This window comes from Clostridium sp. (assembly GCF_036639235.1).
GTDB lineage: Bacteria > Bacillota > Clostridia > Clostridiales > Caloramatoraceae > Clostridium_AB.
In genome coordinates this window covers 23408-31809 of record NZ_JAVWJB010000019.1, presented here as the reverse complement: position 1 = coordinate 31809, position 8402 = coordinate 23408, and the positions used below count along the sequence as shown (strand labels likewise).

Here is an 8402-nt window from a genome sequence, read left to right as displayed (position 1 = left end):
TTGAAAATACAGAAAATATAACTAGAAACAACCTAGTATTATTACCAAGACAAGACTTTACTGTAAGTATAGAAGTTAAGGGAAGACTTAAGGATCTAGTTGTAGCTAGAGGAGAAGATATTAAGCTTGAAGCTAATATTACAGGTGACCTTAAAAAAGGTGAAAACGAAGTTAAGGTTAGTGTTAAGTCTCTTCCAAGGGGACTTTCAATTGAAGGGGAAATACCTACAATTGTTGTTAATCTAGATAATTTATCAACAAAATACGTTCCAGTTAAGCTTCAAGTTGTTGGTGATGCTAAGCAGGGATACGAATATATAAAGCCAACCACTAAACAAACAGGTGTTACAGTATCAGGTGCAAAATCATATCTTGAGGATGTTACTCATGTTGTAGGTAAGATTAACATATCAGGTCAGGATAAGATGATTACAAAAACTGTACCACTTGAGGCGGTAACAAGTGATGATAAGGTTATAAATAGTGTTACAGTTGAACCTAAATTTATAGATGTAGACGTTGAAATTGCTCCATTTAAAGAGGTACCGGTTAACGTTAAAACCAAGGGTAGTCTTCCAAATGGACTTGAAATGGAAGGTATAATTCCAAAGCTTTCAACTGTTAAAATTATTGGGGAAAAGTCTATTATTGATAAGATAACCTCAATAGACACAGAGGTGTTTGATATATCTAATATAACATCTAATATAACTAAGGAAATAAAACTTAAAATACCAAGTGGAGTATCTACAAAATCAGAAATTAAATCAGTAGGTGTTGAATTTAAAATTAAAGCATCATTTATTAAGGATTTTGTTGTAGATATTAATGTAACAGGGCGAAAAGAAGGATATGAATATACCTTAAGTGAAAGCACCGCATCATTAAAGATTAATGGAGAAGAGAAGATTGTTAATAGTCTTATTCTTGAGGATATATATACCTATGTAGATGTTTCATCCTTATCAGAGGGAGAACATACAGTTGAGGTTAAGGTTAGACTTAAAGATACTATAGGCCTATCAAGTAAAAATCCAGGTTCTATAACTGTTAAAGTTAAGAAGAACTAACTAAAATTTAAAACATAACAATATTTAGGCTTATATAATTTCTATTATATAGGCCTATATTTTTATAGAATAATTTTAAGTTAACTAGGAGGATAAAATGAGTAGAAGAATATTAGTAATTGAAGATAACTTAGATATACAGGAACTTATTAAAGAGTTTTTATTAAGTGAAAACTACCTTGTAGATACGGCAAATGATGGTGTTGAAGGCATTGAGAAGTTTAACAAGGGGGAATATGATCTTATTATTTTAGATATTATGATGCCTAACTTAGATGGATATGGTGTATGTAAAATAATAAGAAGTAAATCAAGGGTTCCAATTATTATGCTAACAGCTTTAAATGAAGAGAGAGACGAGGTTAAGGGATTTGAACTTCAGGTAGACGATTATATAACAAAGCCATTTTCATTTAATGTTCTTATAAAAAGAGTAGACGCAATGATGAGACGTACATATGGAGATAAAAACGAAGGTGTTATAGAGTTTAATAATATTAAGATTAATAGGGACTCCTATGATGCATATATAGATGGTGAAGAGGTGGAACTTACAACTAAGGAGTTTGAAATACTTAGAATACTTATGGAAAATAAGGGGAATGTAATTAAAAGAGAAGTGTTTTTAGATAAGCTTTGGGGATATGATTTTTATGGTGATACAAGGGTTATAGACACCCACATTAAAAACATTAGAAAGAAGCTTCAAACAGATTATATAAAAACAGTAAAGGGTGTAGGTTATAAAATAGATGACTAAGTTCAAAAGTAAAAGCATTAAAACAAAGGTATTTATTGTAACAAGTATAGCACTATTTTTATCAGCATTTCTTATCTATTTAGTAGTTTATGCTGTTTTACCAGGATACTATTCTAAATATAAAAGAAGTTCTATAGATGAAGGGGTTACTAACCTAGTTAATAGGGCATCGAAGTTAACATTTAATGAGGCTAAGGGATTAATAGATGAGTTTGCAACAAGGAATAATGTATCTATTTCTGTACACGATAGTTTAGGACGAGTTTTATACGTTCCATCTGTTTATCTATCTATAACAGATGAAAATAATAAGACTAACTATGTTATAGTACCAGACCAGTTTCAAGGAAGTAACGGAATAGAAGGGTTTCCATATACACAGTTTGCAACAGGTTTTTATACTGCATCATCTAAGATTAAGTTTTCAGATATGGCATTCCCCCTATCTATAACAGTTAGAGCAGCACTTCAACCAATTGATGAAGCATCTAAGGTTATACTAAATCTTATGCCATATATTCTAATTCTAATTCTTGGAGTTGCAGGTTTTGGAGCGTATATATACGTAAAGCTCTTAGCAGACCCACTAATTGCAATTAACAAAACAGCTAAGAAAATGGCAAAATTAGATTTTGAAACAAAGTGTAGTGTTGACTCAGAGGATGAGCTAGGTGAAATTGCTAATGCACTTAATGAACTTTCAACGAACCTTAAAAAAACAATGGATGAACTTGAAAGTAGTAACAAAAAACTTAAAAGTGATATAGAAAAAGAGCGTGAAATGGAAGTAAAAAGACGTGAATTTATTTCTACTATTTCACATGAACTTAAATCTCCTATTGCAGCTGTTAAAGGACAAATAGAAGGCATGATTCAAAATATAGGGGTTTTTAAGGATAGGGAAAGATATTTAAGAAGGTCATATAGTATTATTAATGATATGGAAAAGCTTGTTATTGAGATACTAGATATGTCAAAGCTTGAAACATATAATTTTAAGCCTAAAGTGGAGAATATTAATTTAAGTTCAATGGTTAAGGAAATTGTTTATAATGAGGAATACCTATTATTTAGTAAGAGCCTTAATGTTATAGATAATATTGAACAGGGGCTAAATATTACAGGTGACTATAACCTTATTAAAAAGGCAGTTGCCAATATAATTAACAACGCAATTAAGTATTCACCGGAAAAAGAAAAGGTATTCATAGATCTTGTAAAGGTAGAGGATGGTATAGAATTTAAGGTTCGTAATACTGGAGTTACAATTGAGAATAAAGATTTAGAGGAAATTTTTAAGCCATTTTATAGGGTTGAAAAGTCTAGAAGTAGAAGTACAGGTGGAAGTGGACTTGGACTTTATATTGTAAAGAATATTTTAGATAATCATGGATATAAATACTCCCTTATGAGCAATAATAATAGTGTTGAGTTTAAAGTGGTATTTCACCTATAATTCATTTTCACTTCACACTAACAACACAAGTACCTACTATTATACATATATAAGTTCTTTAAGAGGAGGACAAAAATATGAACGAGGAAAATAACAATATTAATACTAAAAGTGAGAATACAGAATCTATACCTGTTAATGAGGTTAGAGATTCTGTATTTGAAGATATTAATAACTTAGAGGATTCTAATAAAGGAAATAATTCAAATAAACCTAAAAAACCAAGAAAAACAGTATCACTTCCAAGTTTAGGTCTTGCACTTATGCTTACAGTATCAGCAATACTTGGTGGTGTTGTTGGAGGGTTTACAACATCTAAGCTATCTAATAATTCGGTAGGAAATAATATTACATCTAGTGATAATTTAACTAAAATCCAGGGAGTTGATATTCCCAAAAATTCAATAACTAAGGTTGCTGAAAGTGTAGGGCCAGCTGTTGTTGGAATATCAACTTCTAAGAGTAGCTGGATGGATTCAAGTACAGCTGGAAGTACAGGGTCTGGTATAGTATTTGATTCTAATGGATATATAGTTACTAATCAGCACGTTATTGAGGGCGGTAACAAGATAATGGTAAGTCTTCCATCAGGTAAAAAGGTTCAAGCAAAGATTATAGGGCAGGATGCTAAAACAGACCTTGCTGTTCTTAAGGTTGAAGAGAAAAACCTAGTGGCTGCTAAGTTCGGTAACTCTGATAATGTTAAGGTTGGAGAAACAGTTGTGGCTATAGGAAACCCCCTTGGTGAAGAATTTGCAGGAAGTGTAACATCAGGTATAGTTAGTGCTAAGGGTAGAAGTATGACTATTAATGAGGCAGGTCAAAGCAGAGTATACAACGGAATACAAACTGACGCTTCAATAAACCCTGGTAATAGTGGAGGAGCACTTCTTAACCTTGCAGGTGAAGTTATAGGAATTAATACACTTAAAATAAGTAGTGCAGAGGGAATGGGGTTTGCTATTCCTATTAATGAAGTTAGAACAGTTATAGATGAACTTATGAAAAATGGATATATTAAAAGACCATATCTAGGAGTAGCTACTGTATACCTTGATGAACAAACAGCTAAGATTTATCAAATACCAAGTGGTATGGGTATTCAAGAAGTAGTACGTGGTTCAGCAGCAGATGCAGCAGGTATTATTCCTGGAGATATTATAGTTGAAGTAGATGGTAAGAAGATTACAGATCAAAACGTTTTAACTAATGTGATAGCTACAAAAAAGGTTGGAGATACTATTTCGCTAAAGATTGCTAAGGAAAATGGAACGGTTAAAACAGTAAATGCTAAATTAACAGAAAACAAAAATAATGGTCAATAGGTAAAATTTATCTTGAAATGTTAAATTTGCTTATGTTAATATATAACTTAATATAATTTACTTATAGGAGGTTATGTATGGGAAACATGATAAGCTTAGACCAACTTTGTGGTATCAACACTAAGTCTACAGGTTCAGATAAATGCTGTGATAACATTTCTGATGATAAGTTAATTAAAGTATTAAGGGAAGAGGATATTCCAAGTAAGTATAGGGGAACTCCAGTTGATTTACTTCTTAGATATCACAATCTTCGTGAAACATTTGATAAATACACTAATGCTAAAATATTAGTAGGAATGTGTATGGATAACAGAAAACATCTACATATTCCAGATAACTTTGCATATATTATTCGTAGTGGCGGAGGGAATCTTAGATATAGTGAATTTAAGGTTTCATATGCTGTTGCAGTTGGTGGAGTTGAAGCTATTGTATTAATAGGTCACAACAACTGTGGTATGACTAATGTAGTATCTAAGGAAGATAAGTTTATATCTGGATTAGTTGAGAGATGTGGATGGAGCGAAGAAACTGCCCGTGAACACTTTAGAAACTATCTACCTATGTTTGAAATTGGCAATGAAGTTGACTTTGTTGTAAGTGAAGCAAAACGTCTTCGTGATAAATATAAGGGGATGCTTGTAGCACCACTTTTATATAAGGTCGAAGATAATTTACTATATTTAGTTAAAGAAGATTAATTATAAAGGGCAATCTCAATTAGAGATTGCCCTTTTGTAGTTAGTACAGTTAAGAGACCCTGCCCCCTTCAGTATACAGTGGGATTTTTCAAAGAAACTCTAAGACCTTCTTGGAAAAATCCCGCCGCATACCAATACATATAGCAGCTACTACCTTGACCTAACTATAAAAAAGAGTATATTAACAAAATTAAATTATTTTAATACATCCCCACTGTAATTAATTAACATAATATAAATTTTAATATTTTTAGAATGGAGTATAAAGGTATGATATAATCATTTAGTAAGTAAATTATAGGAGGTATTTTATGCCTATTAGAATAAATAATATAAAAATTAATTTAGATAGCAATATTTCATCTTTGAAGAAGGAAGCAGCTAAGAAGCTTAAGATTTCAGAGAGCGCAATAGATGATATTAGAATTTTAAAAGAATCAGTAGATGCTAGAAAAGAAGATATTAAGCTTTGCTATCATGTAGAGGTTGATGTTGAAAATGAAGGTAAAATATTAAAGAAGATAAGTTCAAATGATATATCTTTAGTTGAACATACTAAGGAGATAACAGTTAACTATGGAGATAAAAAGCTAAGTTCACCTCCAGTAGTTATAGGAAGTGGACCATGTGGTATGTTTGCAGCCTTGCTTCTTGCACAGCATGGTTATAAGCCTATTTTATTAGAACGTGGACATGATGCCTACACGAGAAAAGAGAAAATAGACTTTTTCTACAAAACTGGAATACTAGATGTAAATTCTAATGTACAGTTTGGAGAAGGTGGAGCAGGAACATTCTCTGATGGAAAGCTTACTACAAGAATTAAGGACCCAAGATGTAGTTTTGTAATTAATGGATTTGTTGAAAATGGTGCACCAGAGGAAATTGCATATTCAGGTAAGCCGCATATAGGAACTGATATATTAATTGATGTTGTTAAAAATATACGTGAGAAGATTGTAGCACTTGGGGGGAAGGTATTATTCTCATCTAAGGTTACAGATATAATATCTAAGGATTCACATATAGTTGGAGTTAAAGTAAATGATGAAGTTATAGAAACTGAGGCTCTTATACTTGCGATAGGTCATAGTGCAAGAGATACCTATGAAATGTTATTCCATAAGGGATTCGAATTAACACAAAAGCCATTTGCAATAGGAGCTAGAGTTGAACATCTTCAATCAATGATAGATGAGAACCAATATAAGAAGATGGCAAATCATCCAAAGCTTAAAGCAGCAGAATATAGACTAACATATAAAAGTGATACAACAGGTAGACCATGTTATAGCTTCTGTATGTGCCCAGGTGGAGTGGTAGTAGCAGCAGCTAGTGAAGAGAATAGACTTGTTGTAAACGGAATGAGTGAATATAAAAGAGATAAGGATAATGCTAATAGTGCCATTGTTGTAGGGGTAGGACCTGATGACTTTAAGTCAGATCATCCACTAGCAGGAATGGAGTTCCAAAGACATTATGAAGAAGCTGCATTTAAAGTTGGTGGAGGTAATTATACAGCTCCAGTACAAAATGTTAGTGACTTTATTAAGGGAGTTAACTCTACAAAGTTTAGCGATGCTATTCCAAGTTATACAAGGGATACAAGCTTTAAGAAGATAGATGATTGTCTGCCAAGCTATGTAACTGATACTATGAAGGAAGCATTCCTATCATTTAATAGAAAAATAAAGGGATTTGGTACAACTGGGGTATTAACAGGTATTGAAACGCGAACCTCAGCACCAGTTACAATTAAAAGAGATGAGAACCTAGAGTCACCAAACATTAGGGGAGTATTCCCAGCAGGTGAAGGTGCAGGATACGCAGGGGGAATAATGTCTGCTGCAGTTGATGGACTTAAGGTAGCAGAGAAGATAATGGAAAGATATAGTCCTTTAGATTAGGAGGTTATCATGATAAAAAAGAGAATTGAAGAGGTGGATATATTAAGAGGTATTGCTTTTTTAGCGGTTGTACTTCAACATTCACTAGCATCTTTTATATATGAGCCAAGTGTTAATACCTATCAGGGAATAATATCTGCATTTATACTTAACTCTTTAAGATTTGCAGTACCTATATTTGTATTTATGACTGGATTTTCTCTATATTATACTGATAAGGGACAGGGATACTTTGAGTTTATAAGAAAAAGGTTTAAGCAGATTATACTTCCATATATGATATGGACGCTAATATATGACATACTAATGTTTTTTATAATGGGAAGATATGACTTATCATTAAAAGATTTAGTATTCCAGTATTTTAACTATGTATTAACAGGAACTGGATTCTATCATTTATGGTATATGGCTATGATTATACAGTTTTATATTATATATCCTGTATTTAAGCTAATAATCAATAAAAATAGAAGCTTTGTAGTTAATACAATAATGCTTTTTGTAGCATTTATTGCACACTATGGATTCTTATACTGGTATAATTTCTATGCAGGTGCACAGTCAGCTACAGCTCCTGGGGTACTTAAAGTAGTACTTCAATATAGTGATAGATTATTTGTTGTATGGATGTTTTACTTTATTTTCGGGGCGTATTTAGCAATATACTACGAAAAAGTAAAGGAATTTATTTTAAAATTCAAATACATTTGGTTTGTAGGATTTGCGTTTTCTATTGGTTATATAATGAAGCTTATGATAAGCTCAAGTAGTTATAATGAAAATGGAGGGTATGTAATTAACCATAATATAGGTGCACCCTTAAGTATACCTATGGTGCCACTGCTTATATTCTCTATACTAGGATTATATGTTATATCCATAAAACTACTTAATGTTAAAGCTAGCAAGTATATACTAATTGCAGGTAAATACTCATTTGGAGCATACCTATGTCATGCACTAGTACTTCACTATATAAATATTATTGTTAAGTATGTAGTACCAGGATTCTTTTTAAAGATTACAGCATCATTTGTACTCTGTGCAGTAATAAGTATATATATTGTATACCTATTATCAAATTCCAATAAGGGGTTTGTACTAACATTGGTAGGTATGAAAAAGCAAATTAAACAATAACAGATACAGGGATATAGCAGGTGCTATGTCCCTTTTA

The 8402-nt window shown here is 32.0% G+C and carries 7 protein-coding genes; all 7 read left to right on the top strand.

Annotated features, from left to right (window positions below; translation table 11 throughout):
- Positions 1-1070 (top strand): CdaR family protein (locus tag RR539_RS06460; protein WP_332500262.1); only part of this gene is annotated, 1070 nt, incomplete at its 5' end.
- Positions 1071-1167: 97 nt separating this feature from the next.
- Positions 1168-1830 carry a response regulator transcription factor gene (locus RR539_RS06455; protein WP_332474023.1) on the top strand — a complete coding sequence of 221 codons (663 nt, stop codon included), beginning with the start codon at positions 1168-1170 and terminating at the stop codon, positions 1828-1830.
- Positions 1823-3286 carry a sensor histidine kinase gene (locus tag RR539_RS06450; protein WP_332483633.1) on the top strand — a complete coding sequence of 488 codons (1464 nt, stop codon included), beginning with the start codon at positions 1823-1825 and terminating at the stop codon, positions 3284-3286. The genes RR539_RS06455 and RR539_RS06450 overlap by 8 nt, the downstream gene beginning before the upstream one ends.
- A 77-nt stretch (positions 3287-3363) precedes the next feature.
- A complete protein-coding gene (locus RR539_RS06445; RefSeq protein WP_332474021.1) occupies positions 3364-4611 on the top strand; it encodes a S1C family serine protease in 1248 nt (415 codons plus the stop codon).
- A 77-nt stretch (positions 4612-4688) separates the two neighbouring features.
- A complete protein-coding gene (locus tag RR539_RS06440) occupies positions 4689-5315 on the top strand; it encodes a carbonic anhydrase (protein ID WP_332474020.1) in 627 nt (208 codons plus the stop codon).
- Between the two features lie 311 nt (positions 5316-5626).
- Positions 5627-7222 (top strand): NAD(P)/FAD-dependent oxidoreductase, encoded by a 1596-nt coding sequence (locus RR539_RS06435; RefSeq protein WP_332474019.1) that lies wholly within the window; start codon positions 5627-5629, stop codon positions 7220-7222.
- Positions 7223-7231: 9 nt separating this feature from the next.
- Entirely contained in the window at positions 7232-8365 is a 1134-nt protein-coding gene (locus RR539_RS06430) for an acyltransferase (RefSeq protein ID WP_332474018.1), read from the top strand.
- The last annotated feature ends 37 nt before the right edge of the window (positions 8366-8402 follow it).

Coding starts and splice junctions, on each gene's coding strand:
- RR539_RS06455 (WP_332474023.1), top strand. CDS start 1,168: ATGAGTAGAAGAATATTAGTAATTGAAGATAACTTAGATATACAGGAA.
- RR539_RS06430 (WP_332474018.1), top strand. CDS start 7,232: ATGATAAAAAAGAGAATTGAAGAGGTGGATATATTAAGAGGTATTGCT.
- RR539_RS06445 (WP_332474021.1), top strand. CDS start 3,364: ATGAACGAGGAAAATAACAATATTAATACTAAAAGTGAGAATACAGAA.
- RR539_RS06435 (WP_332474019.1), top strand. CDS start 5,627: ATGCCTATTAGAATAAATAATATAAAAATTAATTTAGATAGCAATATT.
- RR539_RS06450 (WP_332483633.1), top strand. CDS start 1,823: ATGACTAAGTTCAAAAGTAAAAGCATTAAAACAAAGGTATTTATTGTA.
- RR539_RS06440 (WP_332474020.1), top strand. CDS start 4,689: ATGGGAAACATGATAAGCTTAGACCAACTTTGTGGTATCAACACTAAG.